We start from the raw sequence: 18,033 nt of genomic DNA on the forward strand, positions 1-18,033 counted from the left end.
AGGTGAGTCATATTGGAACAAAATCAAACTGTAACTTTAAACATCTTATTAACAAGCGATATACATGGCACTGTTTATCCCATTCACTACCAAGATAACTCCCCAGCAGAACTTGGTTTAGCTAAAATTTCTACTCTTATAAAAAAAGAACGTTCCCAAAATACAAACGTTCTTTTAATTGATAATGGCGACTTTATTCAAGGAACACCATTTACTTATCATTACGTTACATACGAAAAAAACAAAAAAAATCCAATGTCCTTATTAGCGAATTACTTACAGTATGACGCTGCAATTATCGGCAATCATGAATTTAATTACGGGATGGATATATTAAATAATGCTGTGACTACTGCGAACTTCCCGTACCTATCAGCAAACATTTTAGATAAAAACATAAAAAAACCCTATTTCGGAAAACCTTATTTAATCAAACAGATTGAATCCAATATAAAAATTGCTATTTTAGGGGTAACAACACATTACATCCCAAATTGGGAACAGGCCCATCACATTAAAGATTTACTATTTGAAGATGCATTAAAGACTACAAAAAAATGGGTTTCTTATATTCGCGAACATGAGAAACCCGATTTATTAGTCGTAGCCTATCACGGTGGATTTGAAAGAGATTTACAAACCGGGGAACCGACTGAAGTGTTAACAGGTGAAAACCAAGGATATGCAATGTGCCATGAAATTGAAGGCATAGATCTTTTACTAACAGGTCATCAACACCGAGAAATTTCTCACACAATGGCTAACGGTGTAACAATTTTACAGACCGGATGCAATGGACACTCAGTCGGAAAAGTAAAAGTAACATTCGAAAAAACGAAACATAAATGGGTGAAAAAAGAGAGTTGTTCTGAATTATTATCTGTACAAGGAGTTGAGGCGGACCAAGATGTACTTTCATTGGTAGCCGATTACGAAGAGAAAACACAAAGGTGGCTTGATCAACCTATTGGAATCATTCAGGGGGACATGCAAATTTCTGATGCTATGCAAACTCGTTTGCATGATCATCCTTTTATCGAATTCATAAATAAAATACAGATGGATATAGCTAATGTATCAATTTCTTGTACAAGTTTGTTCCATAATACATCTCCAGGTTTCCCTGAACATGTAACAATGCGTGATATCGTTTCTAATTATATTTATCCAAACACATTAAAAGTAATTAGAATAACTGGAGCAGATATAAAAAATGCTCTTGAACTCTCTGCTTCTTATTTCACATTAAAAACAGATGGATCCATCACCGTAAGTCCTACCTACATAGAACCAAAGCCACAACATTATAATTATGATATGTGGGAAGGGATTTCATACGTATTAAACATTTCAAAACCAATTGGTGAAAGAGTAGAATCTTTACAGCATAACAGTGCTCCTCTTAATATGAATGAAGAATATGACGTTGTAATGAATAATTATCGTGCAAGTGGCGGGGGAAATTTCTTTATGTTTCAAAGCAAACCGGTAGTAAAAGATATACCCACAGATATGTCTGAACTTATCGCTAATTATATATTGGAACATAGAACGATAGAAGCAACAGTTAATAACAACTGGAAAGTTATTAAATGACGATTTTTACAAATAAAAAAGATGGGCTTCGCCCATCTTTTAATTTAATTTTGCATTATCTTGCTTTTTTAAAGCTTTTAATTTCGTCGGTGTAACATCTGTACCTTCTTCGTTAACAACTTTAATACCTTTAAGTTCGTTTAACATATTTTGACGAAATCCTTTTAAATATTGTTCACGTAGCGATTGACGCTCACGTTGCTCTTCTTCAGTTAAACCTTCAGCTTTTGCTTTTTTCGCTAAGAAGTTAATGCGTTCAACGAGTTCGTGATTAATCATCTCGAATCCCCCTTCTAATCAAAACTGATTATTATCATACAATAGTTACTCTTCTTTATCAAGCAATTGCTTCGTATACTCTACATATCTACGATGTACAGTCGCCTTTGAAACATTATGACCAAATCCACGTAATGTTGCTGCAATTTCTTCAAACGTGAGTTCACTTTTTCGCAAACGTACAATTTCCTCAATTGGCACTTCTTTTTTCTCTCTTCCTACACTTAAATGACGATTTTTTAAATTATTTTCTGGACGATAACCTTTTTCTACTGCACGTTGCATACCTCGTTTAATTTTCAAATTATGAATCTTTCTTTGATATTCTTCAACAATACCAATAATATCTAATACCATCGAATCAGAATCCGACAATTGTAATTCACCATTATGTGTATGCGTATATACTTTTATGCCTTCTTTATGTAAACAATGCATTAATGCAATCTTCGCATTTCCTCTACCAAGGCGCGTTTCATCTTGTATAAGTAACACATCGATTTGTTCGTCTCGAATTGTATCCAACACCTCTAATATACCGTCACGTTCAATTGTATATCCACTAGCCTGCTCTTCAATCACCTTAGTAACATTCATTTGATAGCGCTCAGCTAAATGCAATAATTCATCTTTTTGACGTAATAATGATGTTTCTTGCGCTTCTTTCGTTGTACTTACACGTGCATAAATAATTGCATTCATTTTGAACCCCTCTTTCTCCCTATTATTTCCCTATAGTGTAACATAAATCCGCCATTTGTTCGAACTTATGTTTGTAGAATGTTTTTTCACATGTTATACTTATTAATAAGAAAAATGAAAGAAAACGAGGTGTTAGAAAACATGGAAAAGTTAACGAAACGCCAGCAAGACATTCTCGACTTTATTAAGCTAAAAGTACAAGAAAAAGGATATCCACCTTCCGTACGTGAAATTGGTCAAGCAGTCGGCCTCGCTTCTAGTTCTACAGTGCACGGACATTTATCACGATTAGAAGAAAAAGGATACATTCGACGCGATCCAACAAAACCACGTGCCATTGAAATTTTAGGTGAAGACCGAATGGATACGGAAACACAATCTGTTATTCAAGTTCCAATTGTCGGAAAAGTTACTGCTGGTTTACCAATTACAGCGGTCGAAAGCGTAGAGGAACATTTCCCACTTCCAGCTAGTATTGTTGCTGGAGCAGACCAAGTGTTCATGTTACGTATTTCTGGAGATAGTATGATTGAAGCTGGTATTTTCGATGGAGATTTAGTTGTTGTTCGCCAACAACAGTCTGCATATAATGGTGAAATTGTAGTCGCTTTAACAGAAGATAACGAAGCAACTGTTAAACGTTTCTATAAAGAAAAAGACCATTTCCGTCTACAACCAGAAAATTCTTCATTAGAACCTATCATTTTAAAACAAGTGTCAGTTATCGGGAAAGTAATTGGCGTATATCGTGATTTACATTAAAAATAATAAAAAGAAGATAATTACCTTATTTATATACGGTAATTATCTTCTTTTTTTGTATTTTGATAGATTTCCATGCATTCTATTTCTTATTAACGAGTTTCAATCGTCACATCTCCAGCAGCCGTTTTACCGCTAATCTTTTTACTACCATTTCCAATTGTTACATTTTTATTTTCTTCATTAAAAATTGTTACATCTCCGGCAGCACTTTGCCCAGTAATTACCGCATCTTGTGGTTTTTCCGATAAAGTAATATCTATATCTCCCGCAGTTGAACTTGCTTCTAGATTATACTGAGAATCATGATCTTGAATATTTATTTCCCCACTTGTTGTTTTTGCGGTCACTTTCCCTAATACCTTCTTAAAGTTCACCTCACCAGCTTTTGTCGATCCCTCCACAGTCTTAGCCGTTATTTGTTTCAACTCTACTTCTCCAGCAAGTGTTCTAACACTTACGCTATCACTTTTCACATCACTCATTTCGATTTGTCCAGCAGATGAATTTACTTTTACATCTTGGTAAGAGCGTTCGGGCACAAGGAGAGTCAATTTAGACGTTTGAAACCTAAAATCGTAAAAAGAAAAATCAAATGAAGCACCTTTTTCTCTTTCCCCAATAACTTTTAATGTGTCACCATCTTCTGCGATACGAATCTCTTGTTTACGTACATCTCCTGATTGCTTGATATAAAAAGAAGAGTCAGGAGATTTTTGGACAATAATATCCCCGGCATCTAACTTAACTTCTATATTTTTTAATGTTTCGTTTTTAATTACATTTTCTTTATCGCCTTTTTCAGCAGTTTGTACTGCTTTTTCATATGTTTGGGAAATTCCTATTACTCCAATAATGATACAAGCGATAGCGATTAAAAATAGTTTTTTCATCATTTATTCTCCTTTTATCATTTTGAAGTTCCATATTACATATCGTACACACAATCTCTTAAACCACTTTGTACTATAAAAAGCGATAATACATAACAATAAACCTACTCCAACAAACGTTATACTAACGAAAAGATCCAACCATATAAAAGTACCCATAAATACTTTTCCAATAACGAAAAATGGTGTTACTACACTTGCAATACCACCGATCCAAAAAGAAAATATAAAAGCAATAATTGCGACTAACGGGCCTAACACAATAATAAAATTAAACAAACTAAGTCCAATCGCTGCCATAACAGCTCTTGTCACATTTGAAGTCGATGGATTTTTTTTCATTTCATCGAAGCGATACATCGCAAGTAACTCTTTTGCGATTACTTTCGGAGAACCAAGGCCCTGAATTATTTCTGATTCAGTTTTCCCCTCTTCTAGTCCAAACTGAAAGTGCTCTTCATAATCCAATAAAATATCTTGCCTCTCTTCCTCTGGTAACTTTCTAAGATAACTTGATAATTCTTTAAGAAACCCTTCTTTACTCATCCCATTCCACCCCTTCAATAATTTCTTGTACCCCTTTCGCAAAATCACGCCATTCTGTTACTAACAAATGAAATTGCGTCTCCCCTTGCTCTGTTAATTGATAATATTTACGAGGTGGCCCTTCCGTAGATTCCTTTAAATACGTTTGAAAATACCCTTCTTTCGTCAAACGACGTAACAAAGGATATACTGACCCTTCCGATATTAAAAATTTATTAGAAATTTGCTGAACAAGTTCATAACCGTAACTATCTTTACGTTTTACAAGTGCTAATACACAAAGTTCAAGCACACCTTTTTTAAACTGAACGTTCAAGTGCCATCCTCCTTCCCTATCTTAGTACTGTTCAATACACGGTACCTGTTTTATCCATAATATACCACTTAGTATTATTTATTGCAAGGTACTAAACTATATTTATTCCCTAAATTTAGAAAATGAACTAACGAACCCCTGAATAAGACTGTGCTATAAACTAAGTATCATTCAAGGTTTCATTTCATTTACATTAACATTAGACTTCATTCACTCTTTCCTCTTGAAGAATCCACCACAGCCTTATTCACTATAGCTAATGAGAAAAAGCCCCAATACTTATCGGTATTAGGGCTTTTTCTCATTATTATATATTAATCGAATTCCTATTTGAGAACCTGCATACGTGAAAAATACTTTAATATCATATTTTATTTCTCATCCCCGTTTCCCAATATTTTCCGCTTAACATCTGATAAATCCTTCGACAACGAACTAAATGCTTTTGCTTGTTCTTCAATGACCTGTTGATTTTTTTCAATAACTTTTTGATATTGTTCTTCGCGCTGTTCATTCTTTTTTTGCGTAGTAAACAGCATCCACACAAATAAAGCTGCGAATGCTCCTTGTTGAATCATTGAATTGAAGATTTGTTCTTCCATCGTTCTCATCTCCTTTTCAAAAATCAAAGAGAATCATACGAGTGATCCTACTCTCATATCCTTATCTCACATTAAAATGTTCTTCTTTTACCCATGTGTTTTGCCCAATATCAATGTAACCATCTTTTCTCGCGAAAACGCCATATGGATAAGATCCATCCACATTTCCTTTATAATTTCCATTTGGACCATCATATGTGTTAATGCCATAACCTGCGGGATATTTTGAGTAAGCATGGAACCACTCTACTTCAAAGTGTTCTTCTTTCGCCCACGCTTCCCAACCTAGACACAACATATTTTCATTCCCACCATACCAAGCAGCATCTATAATTAAATATGGCATTTTCGTATTAATGACATGACCTGTGAACCAAGCATCTTTTCCAGGACCACTATATAAATTGATACCCCATCCTTCTGGGTATTTAGATGTTGCAATTCCCAGTCCTTTTGGTTGTAGTGGTTTATTATTACCTTCATTAAATGCTTTGTTTATCTTCTCAATGAATTGATCCACTCTTCCTTCATCGAGCATTCGGTGTGGGCAATGCTTTCCACTCCACGATTTATGTGTACGTACATTACTAATCGGTATATTGAATTGTTTCATTAACTGAGCAATAACAATTGCTGCATTATCTTCCGCCTTGTAATATCTATCCCCACCGCTTAGAGAATAGCAAATTTCCACTCCGATAGATTTACGATTACCATTTCCGTTACCATCACCTGCATGCCAAGCATTACGATCAAACGGAATACCTTGTACTGCTTCTTTGTCATCTACTGCAACATGAAACGACACTGAATTATTATTCCCAATCATATACGATATCTCATTTTCTGCTGATGCATCATTGTACGTATTATGTACTGTGATGAATTCTGGTGTCATTGTATTGGGACACTTTATACCATATTTACTTGGATCCACTAATTTTTTTCTAATTTCCATTACTGATTATCTCCTTTTTTTATTTTTTATCATTTAAAATTCCACTGAATTATTAAGTACATCTAGAAACTAAATACTCAGACAGGCCATATTCTATATAATGGGTTATGGTCCTCACATTCAAAAAAAGAAAAAGAGCAACTTTTTACATCAGTTGCTCTTTCAAAAATCGCACCCTATATTCCACCCAGCATTTTACAGATACTATTCTCATCTCAAGAGGTATGATAACAAGTTTTTTCATCCTACTTAATACATGCTGATTTAAAGATATTATCTTACATTAAAATGCTCTTCTTTTGCCCATGTGTTTTGTCCAATATCAATGTAACCATCTTTTCTCGCGAAAACGCCATATGGATAAGATCCATCCACATTTCCTTTATAATTTCCATTTGGACCATCATATGTGTTAATACCATAACCTGCTGGATATTTTGAATAAGCATGGAACCACTGCACTTCAAAGTGTTCTTCTTTTGCCCAGGCTTCCCAACCTAAGCAAAGCATATTTTCATTCCCGCCATACCAAGCAGCATCTATAATTAAATATGGCATTTTTGTATTAATGACATGACCTGTAAACCAAGCATCTTTTCCAGGACCACTATATAAATTGATGCCCCATCCTTCTGGGTATTTAGACATTGCAATTCCCAGCCCTTTTGGTTGTAGTGGTTTATCAGAAGGGTCAGTTGTACCACCACCGTCTCCTTTTCCTAAGTAGTCTAATGGATTCACAGCATTACTCTTATTGATGTTCCAAGACCCTTTATGCAATTCAAAATGTAGATGTTGACCAGTAACTTCTCCTGTGCTACCCATAACTCCAATAGTTTGTCCTTGCGTAACATAATCACCTTCTTTCACCGTTCGAGAACCGCTACGCATATGGGCATATACTGTTTCCCATGTAACCCCATCAATAGTGTGCACAATCATAATACATTCACCATAACTGGATGAAATATAAGAACGACTAACTCGTCCGCTAGCTGCTGCATAAATTGGATGATAGCCCGATTCAGCAAGATCTATCCCATGATGATCTGGTCTGCTCCCCCGAAAGCCACTTGTTACTCTCGTTGTATCTGTTGGATAAATAAATTTTGCCATAATAATCTTCCTTTCTATTCATACGTAATATAAAAAGGCACTTAAAAAAGCACCCTTTTATATTTTTTCTATATATTAAAATTTATAATTTAAAATCAAATAATAAAAAACCTTTGTTATTACCTTACATTAAAATGTTCTTCTTTTACCCATGTGTTTTGTCCAATATCAATGTAACCATCTTTTCTCGCAAAAACACCATATGGATAAGATCCATCCACATTTCCTTTATAATTTCCATTTGGACCATCATATGTGTTAATACCATAACCTGCTGGATATTTTGAGTAAGCATGGAACCACTGCACTTCAAAGTGTTCTTCTTTCGCCCAGGCTTCCCAACCTAAGCAAAGCATATTTTCATTCCCGCCATACCAAGCAGCATCTATAATTAAATATGGCATTTTTGTATTAATGACATGACCTGTGAACCAAGCATCTTTTCCAGGGCCACTATATAAATTGATGCCCCATCCTTCTGGGTATTTAGACGTTGCAATTCCCAGTCCTTTTGGTTGTAACGGCTTATTGTCACCACCACCAGTTCCTTCATCAAAATCTACATATTGTTTAACAATTTCAGAGTAGAAGAAATTCCCCCCGTTTTTATATCGATAACCTCCATTGTAGGCAACAGCGATAGGGTGACTATATTTCACCATAGCACCAGTTGTATTTCCGAGTGATGGCGCAACAACTGTTTTAGAATACAAATCTGCTACCGGTAATGAATGCTGTTTATTGTTAGAAGCTAACCAGCGAAGGTAAGCTCGTCCAAAATTATACGATTGAACAATGGCACTTAAATCTGTAATACCATTTTTCTTTGCATCATCAAAAGCTCCCTTTAAATGCTTTACTCCGTAATAAATTGAATCCTTAGGATTTTTAATTGTATTCATTGGCCAACCTTGTGATTCACTGGACTGCATAATATCGGGTGTTGTTTCAGAGTTCCCTCCACTTTCCACCATAATAATTCCAAGTACGTAAGGAACTAACTCAGGTACTCCTTGTGCGGAACATTCACTTTCTACCATTGATTGCCAACGTAACACTTGTTGTGGCAAATTCTTTGTTTTGACTGAAGCAGCTAATAAATTCATCATTAAACATCTCCTTATTTGCTATTATTTTCGCCTGTAAACCTACTACTTTACTAAATATAACCGGAAGCCAAATGCCCATTTATCTATAAAATCACTTCACGTTACTCACCTTCTTTCACAACAAAAAGAGCAACCATAAAAATAGTTGCCCTTTCGTCGAAATCTTATATTACTACTATAAATCACTTTTTCAATACTTTCTGTACACTGCATGTATCCTACAAAAAGGTAACATTAAAACCCATCTAAAAACTTGACAATCTTTCTTATTTCAGCATGTTTTCGGCGAATATAGCCTGTACTATAATGTAATTCAAACGCTATTTGTTCTAAAGTCATTCCATCAACATATTTCATTTTAAGTATTTGATGATCCAGTCCTGTAAATTTATTAATTAAAAGCTTTAAATCATACTCTTCATTCATCTTATAAGCTAATTCATATTCAATTACTTCAATTCGTCCTTCTACCTTAGCCCCTTCCGATTCAGCGGTTAATCGTACATTTTGCAAATCACCACTAATCCAACGCTTCAATTCGGCTTTTGATTTATCTAAGTTGTATTCTAAATAAGTAATTTCTTCTTCTAACTTCTTATAATCTTTGAGCCATTCGAACACTTACCGATTCACCCACTTTCGTTCTTTTTACAAAGTCTCTTAATACTAATTTAATAGAATGAATATGCTTATTAACTTTTTCAATCTTTATTACTTGTAAATTATCTTTCATTTTATAAACACAACCCTTTCCTAACATTTTTTACCCTCTATTGATAAGTTCCTTACATCTTTAGAATTCAGATATTGTAATTAATTCCTGAATCCTTTTGAAAAAACTTCTAACAGTTCCCATAGAACTTTAAGAAATAAACTGAAATTACAAATGGTTCATACTTGATCCAAACATTCACTAATATCTTTATAATACTGTTCACTATGCATCGGGAATCTTTAAAGAATATAAATGTATTATTTTTTATTAAGGTAATATATTTCAAAATAACAAAATCATCTAACGTTTTTTCTTATGACCTATATTTATTTAACACTTCTTGTAATCTCTCACGCTCTTCATCAATAGACTGCACAGTTTTTCTTTCCTCTTCTAGATTTGTTGATTCATCATCTTTATATAACCAATCGGGTACAATCTCTTTTCTATTTGAATACTTCCTACCTGTCCCGTTATATTTCTTTTTCTTGCTCATTTCAAAACGTCTATCTAGTATGGCCACATCAACTAATGTTTTAACTTCTTGCTCCTTCCAATTCCTCAATATAGCCTTAATGTAGTTCCATCTTGGCGCATTCTCATCAACGGCTTTATTAATTGCATGCTGAATTAACTCATCACTAAACAAATTACAAAAACTCCCCAACTCTGCAATTGCAATTTCACTTAACGGAATGCCCCTCCCCTTAATAAAGTTACAACTTACTTTAACCCTCTCATTGATGAATACACGAGATTCTAATTTATCCATATCATCATAATCATTAGTATTTCGTTTATTAGTAGTTAGTCTATTAGTATTTAGTAGTTTCTGATTTTCCTCATATGGCTTTACCACATCTTGGTTTTCCACTTGTGGCATGTTCCTTTGTGGCGTTTCGTAAATTTCCGTATCCCACCTTGTAATTTTTTTCGTATTCCCATCACGAACAGGATAACGTTTTACATAACCTAATTCTTTTAATTCCTTAAAACCTGTACGGAGCGAATCTTCTCCATCCTTAGCATGTCGAGCTAATTCGCTAATATGAAAAGTCCAATCGTCTGGTAATGTAAGCGCATAGGCTAAGATTCCTTTCGCTTTCCATGACAACCTTTCATCTTTTAAACCAGTATTATTTATAACGGAATAATTACTATCTTTTTTCACTCGAATAATCCCCATACTAGCCACCTCATAAATTCTCAAAAACGCTATTCAATGTTATACTTATCTAGAGATATTTTTTCTTATAGAATCCGCTGCAACGGATTCTTTTCTTATGCATTCATTCAAAACAATCATGCTATCCATATCTATTTTCTTCTAAACCTCTCTTATTCCTCAAATTCAACATCCACTTGAATTTCGATATTCATTGGAATTTCTTGTGTTATACGAATCACATTTTGACTCATTCCTTTTTGAATAAGCTTTCTAACCTGCTCTTTTGCATCTTCTTTTGTTTTAAATTCACTGACAGTTGGTAACCCTGCTAAACTGCTAGTAATTACTAAAATCTTTCTTTGCATGTTCTTTCCTCCTACTGAATGTCTGCCATATTTATTTGTGAGTTTTTAACTGTAATTTCTTCATTTAAAACAGTTGGAATTGAATATTCTTCATTAATAATTTGTATTGCTCTATCCAAATGATAACGTTTAATAGCTTTATAACTATTCACACCAAATTCCCGATGTAACTGACTATAAATATCTCTATATAACTTCCTTCTAAGGCCGATATCCTGATAAGAATTTGAATTTTTACCTCCCAATAACATAACACCTAACCTTTTTACAGCCCTTGTTATCTCTTCACACTCGATAGCATAAAGCGGCGTATTTTCTCGCAAACCCTTCACCTCAGACTTTATCTCTTGTATCTCCTGAGTATGTCCTTCTAACGCAGCAAATGTTAACTTTAAAACCCCCATTGGATCCTTTGGCACATTTTGTTGATTTTGTATATATTGCTTCATTCGTTTGAACTCTTTCATAAATTTAATTTTCATTCCAACCGCTTCTCTACTGGTATATCCCATAACAAGTAACGTGAATGCTTCTTCTGTTAAATCATATTTAGGGATTCGCCTGTTCTTTGAATTAAAATAAGTGGACTCGTGAAAATTTTCTCCTCCAAACTCTTCACCTACATATACAATTTGTTTTCGAACTTCCTTCAAAACGTCGAAGTGATTTTTTTTGAATATCTTCGCAATTACCAAACTATCCGTTACTACTTTGCCATTAACTTCAAATACTAATGAACTATGTACTGATGAGTCAGTTAATTGCCCCATCCTCATCTCCTCCTCACTACTAATTTTGGACTATCTTTATTGCATTGAGATAATTTCGCACTACGCATAATTCGTTACTTTCTTTTTACAAATTAACTAGTTATCGGAATTTAAATTAAATACTTTGATATGAACCCTCTTATTAAATCATCATTCAATAATTCGATTATAGGGTTACATTTTAAGTAAATCTCCTCCGATTTCAATTCGCTTCATTTTCTTCAAATTCAAAAAGATATTCCAAACTATGTTCTGGAAAAAAAGTTTTCTTAATTTCAAAAGCTTCATCATAATAAAAACGAAATTTACCATTTATTTTGTCGCTCACTGTTGCGTGGCGAAGTTTCAGATGCGAAGAAATTTGTGTAATCATAATTCTTTTTCTCGCCATCTCTGCACGCAAATTCGGATACATTGACTCACCACCTGTTTTTTTGTACGATATTGCGTTCATTTCCATTTAAATATAAACTCAATTTCGTATTTAGTCAACAAAAAACGCATTTTAATACTCATTTTCGTATACTTTTCTATTTACTAACAATTTTAGTTAGGTTATGATATATACAGAAATACGCAATATCGTATACATTTTAATAAGAAAGATGGTGAAAGTAATGAAAAAAGCAGAGGTTGTAACACGCTTAATAAAAGAAGCTGGCTATAGCAAAAGAGCCTTCGCCGAAAAAATAGGTCTCCCCCCCACAACACTGCAATCCATGTTATCAAGAGGGATTGGTAAAGCGTCTGTTGATAATGTCATAAAAGTTTGTAAGGGATTAGGAATCACTACTGATGATTTAGAAAGACTCGCAACTCAAGAGGACAATACTGTTAAAGAAGAAGTTTCTATTTATGAAACCATCCAAAAAGATCAATCAAACATTATTCATATTCCTATCATTGGTTCTGTAGCAGCTGGTACACCAATATTCGCTGAAGAAAATATCGAAGGCTATTTACCCATGCTGAGTACATTTTTAAACAAGCGTAAAAAGTATTTTTATCTTACTGTAAAAGGCACTAGCATGAATCTCGAATTCCCTGATGGTTCTTATGTTTTAGTAGAGGAAACTCCTTATGTTGAAAACGGACAAATTGCTGTTGTAAAAGTCAATGGTTATGATGCTACCGTGAAAAAGATTTCAAAATCCGGAAGCATCATTACTTTAATACCATTGAGTAACGAGCCTATCCACGAACCAAAAACTTACGACCTTTCAGCTGAAGATGTAAAAATAATTGGTCGCGTTGTACAGGCAGTAAAGAATTATTAAGTTATAGCACAAGTGATTAAAAAAAAGATAAAATCAATTCTTTTGAAAAGATTTTCTTAGTAACATGATTCAAAATAACCAAAAACAATCCATTATCTAGTAGTTAATATATCCAATAACTTCACTAAAAAAGCCCTGATACCGTAGTATCAAGGCTTTTTTATTTCACAAATTATATAAAACTTACGTTTATCTGATAATGTTTTTCTATGATATCACTACTTGTTATTAATTCGTGGCTTTTATGTGGCTTTTTTCATTTTGCAACCACATAAAAGTGTAATAATTAGAAATTAAAAAACCCTTGATACGAGTTGTATCAAGGGTTCAAGCCTCTTAGTATAGAGACATATATTGATCGCGTTCCCATTGGTGAACTTGTGTTCTAAAGATATCCCACTCAATCTCTTTCGCTTCGATGAAGTGCTCAAGTAAGTGTTCTCCTAGTGCACCGCATACTACTTCATTAGATTGTAATGTAACTAATGCTTGCGCTAATGTTGCTGGTAAGTCAACGATACCTGCTTCTTCGCGCTCTTCTTTTGTCATTACATAGATGTTACGATCTACTGCTGCTGGTGGAGTTAATTTGTTTTTAATTCCATCAAGACCTGCAGCTAATAATGTAGCCATTACTAAATATGGGTTTGCAGCTGGGTCAACACTACGTACTTCTACGCGTGTACTAATACCACGAGATGCAGGGATACGTACTAACGGACTACGGTTTTGTGCAGACCATGCTACGTAACAAGGCGCTTCATATCCAGGTACTAGACGTTTGTATGAGTTTACAGTTGGGTTTGCTATCGCTGTAAATGCTGGTGCATGTTTCAAAATACCTGCGATGAAGTGACGAGCATCATCGCTTAATTGTAAGTCACCGTTTGCATCAAAGAATACATTCTCACCATTTTTAAATAATGATAAGTTACAGTGCATACCTGAACCATTCACACCGTATAGTGGTTTTGGCATAAATGTTGCGTGTAAACCATGTTTACGAGCAATTGTTTTTACAACAAGTTTGAATGTTTGAATGTCATCACATGAGCGAATTGCATTTGCATATTTAAAGTCAATTTCGTGCTGCCCTGGAGCAACCTCATGGTGAGATGCTTCAATTTCAAATCCCATTTCTTCAAGTTCAAGAACGATATCACGACGACAGTTTTCCCCTAGATCCATCGGCGCAAGGTCGAAGTATCCACCGTTATCGTTTAGTTCTAATGTTGGATTTCCTTTTTCATCAACCTTAAATAGGAAGAATTCTGGCTCTGGTCCAAGATTGAAGTCTGAAAACCCTAAAGCTTCCATTTCTTTTAACACACGTTTTAAGTTGTTACGTGGGTCTCCATCAAATGGAGTGCCATCTGCATTGTAAATATCACAGATTAGTCGAGCTACTTTACCTTTTTCAGCTGTCCAAGGGAAAATTACCCAAGTGTCTAAATCAGGATATAAATACATATCAGATTCTTCAATACGTACGAAACCTTCAATCGAAGATCCATCAAACATCATTTTGTTATCAAGAGCTTTCGTTAATTGTCTCACTGGAATCTCTACGTTTTTAATTACCCCTAAAAGGTCCGTAAATTGTAAACGGATATACTTTACATTCTCTTCTTTCGCCAAACGGAAAATATCTTCTTTTGTGTATCTAGACATTATAAATTCCTCCTTAGTCCCTCTAATCGCCTTCAGAATCAGTTATCTTTAGTGAAAAAATCTTGAAATGTCACCTTGTCGCAATGAAGTTCGATTGAATCTACCTGTATGCTGTAGTTCATCTCGAAGTATTTTGCGAAGCTCAGTTTTTGAAATTTCTTTCGTTTCTTCTTTTACTTTCACTGCTTCTGTTTGATTTTCTTTCATTAGTAATACTTGCTTAATACCAGCCATATTCAAGCCTTGATCTAACAAATCTTTAATCTCTAACAACTTATCTACATCGTTAAATGAAAATAATCTACGATTCCCCTTTGTACGGGTTGGAGAAACAAGATTATGCTCTTCATAGTAGCGAATTTGACGTGCAGACAATTGTGTTAAATCCATAACAATACCAATAGGAAACAGCGGGGCAGAACGTCTATCTTCTTTCATTTTTCAGTTCCTCCTTCGCCTTAACTGCTTCTCATTTTATACCATGTTATGTTTAGTGTCAATAGATGTTAGCTTTTCTTACATGATTTTTTATAATTTTTTTCATTCTTTTTTTAAATCGTACAAATCATTACTTTCATACGAAAAAAAGCTGCCGAAATCGACAGCTTCCCTTTAAGAAATTGTTAATAAATTCTTTTCAATTAATTCGTCAATCGCAGAACAAATCGCAATTTTAACATGCGAATACGTTAAGCCACCTTGCACATACGCAACATATGGCGGTCTAATTGGACCATCAGCAGACAATTCAATACTTGCACCTTGAATAAACGTTCCCGCCGCCATGATCACATCATCTTCATAACCTGGCATATAGTTTGCATACGGAGTAAAATGCGAATTAATTGGAGATGCATATTGAATCGCTTGGCAGAAGGCGATCATACGGTCTTTATCATCAAATTGAACAGATTGAATTAAGTCTGTTCTCGGTACATTCCACGCTGGTGACGTATTCATTCCTAACTTTTCTAAAAACGCAGCTGTAAAAATCGCACCTTTCAGCGCTTGTCCCGCAACATGTGGCGCTAAAAAGAACCCTTGATACATTTCTTGCAGACTGTATAAAGACGCTCCAGCTTCCGCACCAATTCCCGGAGATGTTAAACGATATGCACACGCTTCAACATATTGTTCTTTACCGACAATATAACCACCAGTTTTAACAATTCCGCCCCCCGGGTTTTTAATAAGCGAACCCGCCATTAAATCTGCACCAACATGACATGGCTCTTGCTCTTCAATAAACTCGCCATAACAGTTATCTACAAACACAACAACATCAGGTTTAATTTCTTTAACAAACGCGATCATCTCTTTAATTTGAGAAATAGTAAACGATGGACGAGTAGCATAACCTTTCGAGCGCTGAATACCGATCATTTTCGTATTATTATGAATCGCTGCTGCAACAGACTCAAAATCAACAAGCCCAGCTTCAGTTAGCGGAACTGCATTGTAACCGATATTGTATTCTTTAAATGAACCTACACCTTTCCCGCGTACACCAACAATTTCCTCTAACGTATCATACGGTTTCCCAGTGATATACAATAACTCATCTCCCGGGCGTAAAATACCAAATAACGCTGTAGAGATAGCGTGAGTACCTGAAATAATTTGCGGACGAACAAGTCCAGCTTCCGCCCCAAATACATCAGCATACACTTTTTCTAACGTATCACGGCCAATATCATCATAACCATAACCTGTTGTCGGGATAAAATGCGAGTCACTAATTTTATGTTTACGAAAACTTTCTAATACACGAAACTGATTGCTTTCAATTACTTCATCCACACGTTTATGTACTTCTGTAATCTGACTCTCTACTTCTTTTACGATTGGAGCAATTTTTTCTCCATTTTTCAAACGATCAAACATTTTTATTTTCTCCTTCTTCCACTAAAAATCTCTTTAATTGCACATTAAGCGATGAATGAGCAAAAATATACCCTGCACAATCATATACAAATTTATCTTCTAGAAACTCCATCTTTGCTAATAGCGTTTCCGTCTTTAAAAGCGTTAACAACTTACCTTCACTCGGAGGGATTTCCACTCGATAACGATCCATTTCTTTCTTCATCTGCGTTTCTATCGCTTCTTTTATACGCAATAAATCACTTTCTTCAAAAGCACTAGTCATTAAGAAATCACTTTTCGGAAACGGAATAAAGTTTTGATATAATTCATCTTTTTTATTATATAACGTAATAATAGGAATATGGTTAATTTCAAGTTCTGATAATAATCGTTTTACTGTTTTTTCATACCCTATGTAGTTAGGATCCGAGGAATCAACTACATGTAAAATGACATCTGCTTCCCCCGCCTCTTCCAGTGTTGAACGAAAAGCAGCGATTAATGAAGTGGGTAAATCTTGTATAAAACCAACAGTATCAGTTAGTAATACTGTATAACCAGAAGGTAACGGCATCTTCCTCGTCGTTGGGTCTAATGTTGCAAACAGAAGGTTTTCTTCAAATGTATCAGCTTCCGTTAATCTATTAAACAGTGTCGATTTCCCTGCATTTGTATACCCTATTAATGAAACTTGAAATACTTTATTATCTTTTCTTCTCTCACGATATCTTTTTCGATGTTCTACAACAACTGCAAGTTGTTTCTTTATTTCATCAATACGCGATCGAATATGACGACGATCCGTCTCTAATTTCGTCTCACCCGGTCCTCTTGTTCCAATACCACCACCAAGACGCGATAAGGACAATCCTTGCCCCATAAGACGCGGCATTGTATATTGCAACTGAGCTAATTCTACCTGAAGCTTACCTTCCCTCGACTTCGCACGTTGCGCAAAAATATCCAGTATTAGTTGCGTTCGATCAATTACTCTCGCATCTAATACTAAGGATAAATTCCGAATTTGACTCGGCGTTAATTCATTATTAAATACAATAACATCCGGCTCTAATTCTTCAGTTAACATTGTAAGCTCTTCTAATTTCCCTTTACCTATGTAAGTTGCCGGATGAAACTTTGGTCGTTTTTGCGTTGTTGACACTAACAATTTTGCTCGTGCAGTCTTCGCTAGTGATGCAAGCTCTTTCATGGAATGCATAAATTTTTCATCATCATCTTGTGGCAATTGACAGCCTACTAATATGACTTTTTCTTTTTCTTCCATCAAATATGTTCACTCATCCTTTTCGAAATTTAAACCT

22 protein-coding genes are annotated in these 18,033 nt (G+C 34.8%); 3 read left to right on the plus strand and 19 right to left on the minus strand.

Features of this window, described 5'->3' with window-relative positions; translation table 11 throughout:
- Positions 1-12: 12 nt before the first annotated feature.
- The gene (locus tag MHI26_RS18775) at positions 13-1,596 is read left to right on the plus strand and encodes a bifunctional metallophosphatase/5'-nucleotidase (protein ID WP_061667545.1); all 1,584 of its coding nucleotides are present in this window, start codon (positions 13-15) and stop codon (positions 1,594-1,596) included.
- Between the two features lie 39 nt (positions 1,597-1,635).
- On the opposite strand, the gene MHI26_RS18780 is transcribed toward MHI26_RS18775, so the two are convergent.
- Together MHI26_RS18780 and MHI26_RS18785 are read right to left on the minus strand one after the other, a co-directional pair.
- Positions 1,636-1,875 (minus strand): DUF896 domain-containing protein, encoded by a 240-nt coding sequence (locus MHI26_RS18780; RefSeq protein ID WP_000607015.1) that lies wholly within the window; start codon positions 1,873-1,875, stop codon positions 1,636-1,638.
- A gap of 45 nt (positions 1,876-1,920) precedes the next feature.
- Entirely contained in the window at positions 1,921-2,577 is a 657-nt protein-coding gene (locus MHI26_RS18785; RefSeq protein ID WP_000991471.1) for a YneB family resolvase-like protein, read from the minus strand.
- Between the two features lie 141 nt (positions 2,578-2,718).
- On the opposite strand from MHI26_RS18785, the gene lexA reads away from it, so the two are divergent.
- Positions 2,719-3,339, plus strand: coding sequence for a transcriptional repressor LexA (lexA, locus tag MHI26_RS18790; RefSeq protein WP_000413738.1), 621 nt, complete (start codon positions 2,719-2,721; stop codon positions 3,337-3,339).
- Between the two features lie 92 nt (positions 3,340-3,431).
- Here the strand turns inward: lexA and MHI26_RS18795 are convergent, their stop codons facing one another.
- The 13 genes from MHI26_RS18795 to MHI26_RS18855 form a co-directional block, all read right to left on the minus strand.
- Positions 3,432-4,235: a DUF4097 family beta strand repeat-containing protein gene (locus MHI26_RS18795; RefSeq protein WP_003307568.1), complete on the minus strand. Its 804-nt coding sequence runs from the start codon at positions 4,233-4,235 to the stop codon at positions 3,432-3,434.
- Positions 4,236-4,778, minus strand: coding sequence for a DUF1700 domain-containing protein (locus tag MHI26_RS18800; protein WP_000031383.1), 543 nt, complete (start codon positions 4,776-4,778; stop codon positions 4,236-4,238).
- Positions 4,771-5,094, minus strand: a complete 324-nt coding sequence (locus tag MHI26_RS18805; RefSeq protein ID WP_001102628.1) for a PadR family transcriptional regulator — start codon at positions 5,092-5,094, stop codon at positions 4,771-4,773. The genes MHI26_RS18800 and MHI26_RS18805 overlap by 8 nt, the downstream gene beginning before the upstream one ends.
- Before the next feature lie 371 nt (positions 5,095-5,465).
- Positions 5,466-5,696 (minus strand): BhlA/UviB family holin-like peptide, encoded by a 231-nt coding sequence (locus tag MHI26_RS18810; RefSeq protein WP_000392445.1) that lies wholly within the window; start codon positions 5,694-5,696, stop codon positions 5,466-5,468.
- Between the two features lie 61 nt (positions 5,697-5,757).
- On the minus strand, positions 5,758-6,654 hold the full coding sequence (locus MHI26_RS18815; protein ID WP_061667546.1) for a peptidoglycan recognition protein family protein: 897 nt from the start codon (positions 6,652-6,654) through the stop codon (positions 5,758-5,760).
- A 273-nt stretch (positions 6,655-6,927) separates the two neighbouring features.
- The gene (locus MHI26_RS18820; protein ID WP_097889000.1) at positions 6,928-7,770 is read right to left on the minus strand and encodes a M23 family metallopeptidase; all 843 of its coding nucleotides are present in this window, start codon (positions 7,768-7,770) and stop codon (positions 6,928-6,930) included.
- 119 nt (positions 7,771-7,889) lie between these two features.
- Positions 7,890-8,876: a lysozyme family protein gene (locus tag MHI26_RS18825; protein ID WP_176520926.1), complete on the minus strand. Its 987-nt coding sequence runs from the start codon at positions 8,874-8,876 to the stop codon at positions 7,890-7,892.
- A gap of 237 nt (positions 8,877-9,113) precedes the next feature.
- A complete protein-coding gene (locus MHI26_RS18830) occupies positions 9,114-9,500 on the minus strand; it encodes a hypothetical protein (RefSeq protein WP_000464433.1) in 387 nt (128 codons plus the stop codon).
- Positions 9,475-9,639, minus strand: coding sequence for a hypothetical protein (locus MHI26_RS18835; protein WP_340808800.1), 165 nt, complete (start codon positions 9,637-9,639; stop codon positions 9,475-9,477). Before MHI26_RS18835 ends, MHI26_RS18830 begins: the two co-directional genes overlap by 26 nt.
- A gap of 268 nt (positions 9,640-9,907) precedes the next feature.
- Positions 9,908-10,780 (minus strand): DnaD domain protein, encoded by an 873-nt coding sequence (locus tag MHI26_RS18840; RefSeq protein ID WP_000511423.1) that lies wholly within the window; start codon positions 10,778-10,780, stop codon positions 9,908-9,910.
- A gap of 152 nt (positions 10,781-10,932) precedes the next feature.
- On the minus strand, positions 10,933-11,127 hold the full coding sequence (locus tag MHI26_RS18845) for a hypothetical protein (RefSeq protein WP_001189064.1): 195 nt from the start codon (positions 11,125-11,127) through the stop codon (positions 10,933-10,935).
- Positions 11,128-11,138: 11 nt separating this feature from the next.
- A complete protein-coding gene (locus tag MHI26_RS18850; protein ID WP_000531299.1) occupies positions 11,139-11,897 on the minus strand; it encodes an ORF6C domain-containing protein in 759 nt (252 codons plus the stop codon).
- 202 nt (positions 11,898-12,099) lie between these two features.
- Complete coding sequence (locus MHI26_RS18855; protein ID WP_000283431.1) at positions 12,100-12,312, minus strand: hypothetical protein; 213 nt, start codon at positions 12,310-12,312, stop codon at positions 12,100-12,102.
- Positions 12,313-12,514: 202 nt separating this feature from the next.
- On the opposite strand from MHI26_RS18855, the gene MHI26_RS18860 reads away from it, so the two are divergent.
- Positions 12,515-13,174 carry a LexA family protein gene (locus MHI26_RS18860; RefSeq protein WP_098292108.1) on the plus strand — a complete coding sequence of 220 codons (660 nt, stop codon included), beginning with the start codon at positions 12,515-12,517 and terminating at the stop codon, positions 13,172-13,174.
- A gap of 336 nt (positions 13,175-13,510) precedes the next feature.
- On the opposite strand, the gene glnA is transcribed toward MHI26_RS18860, so the two are convergent.
- The 4 genes from glnA to hflX all read right to left on the minus strand — a co-directional run bounded on the left by glnA (position 13,511) and on the right by hflX (position 17,996).
- Positions 13,511-14,845 (minus strand): type I glutamate--ammonia ligase, encoded by a 1,335-nt coding sequence (glnA, locus tag MHI26_RS18865; RefSeq protein WP_000092763.1) that lies wholly within the window; start codon positions 14,843-14,845, stop codon positions 13,511-13,513.
- 48 nt (positions 14,846-14,893) lie between these two features.
- Complete coding sequence (gene glnR / locus MHI26_RS18870) at positions 14,894-15,283, minus strand: transcriptional repressor GlnR (RefSeq protein WP_000656783.1); 390 nt, start codon at positions 15,281-15,283, stop codon at positions 14,894-14,896.
- Between the two features lie 174 nt (positions 15,284-15,457).
- Positions 15,458-16,729, minus strand: coding sequence for a methionine gamma-lyase family protein (locus tag MHI26_RS18875; protein ID WP_000460311.1), 1,272 nt, complete (start codon positions 16,727-16,729; stop codon positions 15,458-15,460).
- Positions 16,722-17,996: a GTPase HflX gene (gene hflX, locus MHI26_RS18880; RefSeq protein WP_061667950.1), complete on the minus strand. Its 1,275-nt coding sequence runs from the start codon at positions 17,994-17,996 to the stop codon at positions 16,722-16,724. Before hflX ends, MHI26_RS18875 begins: the two co-directional genes overlap by 8 nt.
- Positions 17,997-18,033 lie beyond the last annotated feature (37 nt).

It is taken from the genome of Bacillus sp. FSL K6-1218, assembly GCF_038006445.1.
Taxonomy (GTDB): Bacteria; Bacillota; Bacilli; order Bacillales; family Bacillaceae_G; genus Bacillus_A; species Bacillus_A thuringiensis_S.

Coding starts and splice junctions, on each gene's coding strand:
- MHI26_RS18795 (WP_003307568.1), bottom strand. CDS start 4,235: ATGATGAAAAAACTATTTTTAATCGCTATCGCTTGTATCATTATTGGA.
- glnR (WP_000656783.1), bottom strand. CDS start 15,283: ATGAAAGAAGATAGACGTTCTGCCCCGCTGTTTCCTATTGGTATTGTT.
- MHI26_RS18860 (WP_098292108.1), top strand. CDS start 12,515: ATGAAAAAAGCAGAGGTTGTAACACGCTTAATAAAAGAAGCTGGCTAT.
- MHI26_RS18810 (WP_000392445.1), bottom strand. CDS start 5,696: ATGGAAGAACAAATCTTCAATTCAATGATTCAACAAGGAGCATTCGCA.
- MHI26_RS18780 (WP_000607015.1), bottom strand. CDS start 1,875: ATGATTAATCACGAACTCGTTGAACGCATTAACTTCTTAGCGAAAAAA.
- glnA (WP_000092763.1), bottom strand. CDS start 14,845: ATGTCTAGATACACAAAAGAAGATATTTTCCGTTTGGCGAAAGAAGAG.
- MHI26_RS18835 (WP_340808800.1), bottom strand. CDS start 9,639: ATGTTAGGAAAGGGTTGTGTTTATAAAATGAAAGATAATTTACAAGTA.
- lexA (WP_000413738.1), top strand. CDS start 2,719: ATGGAAAAGTTAACGAAACGCCAGCAAGACATTCTCGACTTTATTAAG.
- MHI26_RS18820 (WP_097889000.1), bottom strand. CDS start 7,770: ATGGCAAAATTTATTTATCCAACAGATACAACGAGAGTAACAAGTGGC.
- MHI26_RS18850 (WP_000531299.1), bottom strand. CDS start 11,897: ATGGGGCAATTAACTGACTCATCAGTACATAGTTCATTAGTATTTGAA.
- hflX (WP_061667950.1), bottom strand. CDS start 17,996: ATGGAAGAAAAAGAAAAAGTCATATTAGTAGGCTGTCAATTGCCACAA.
- MHI26_RS18825 (WP_176520926.1), bottom strand. CDS start 8,876: ATGAATTTATTAGCTGCTTCAGTCAAAACAAAGAATTTGCCACAACAA.
- MHI26_RS18785 (WP_000991471.1), bottom strand. CDS start 2,577: ATGAATGCAATTATTTATGCACGTGTAAGTACAACGAAAGAAGCGCAA.
- MHI26_RS18845 (WP_001189064.1), bottom strand. CDS start 11,127: ATGCAAAGAAAGATTTTAGTAATTACTAGCAGTTTAGCAGGGTTACCA.
- MHI26_RS18840 (WP_000511423.1), bottom strand. CDS start 10,780: ATGGGGATTATTCGAGTGAAAAAAGATAGTAATTATTCCGTTATAAAT.
- MHI26_RS18875 (WP_000460311.1), bottom strand. CDS start 16,729: ATGTTTGATCGTTTGAAAAATGGAGAAAAAATTGCTCCAATCGTAAAA.
- MHI26_RS18815 (WP_061667546.1), bottom strand. CDS start 6,654: ATGGAAATTAGAAAAAAATTAGTGGATCCAAGTAAATATGGTATAAAG.
- MHI26_RS18855 (WP_000283431.1), bottom strand. CDS start 12,312: ATGTATCCGAATTTGCGTGCAGAGATGGCGAGAAAAAGAATTATGATT.
- MHI26_RS18800 (WP_000031383.1), bottom strand. CDS start 4,778: ATGAGTAAAGAAGGGTTTCTTAAAGAATTATCAAGTTATCTTAGAAAG.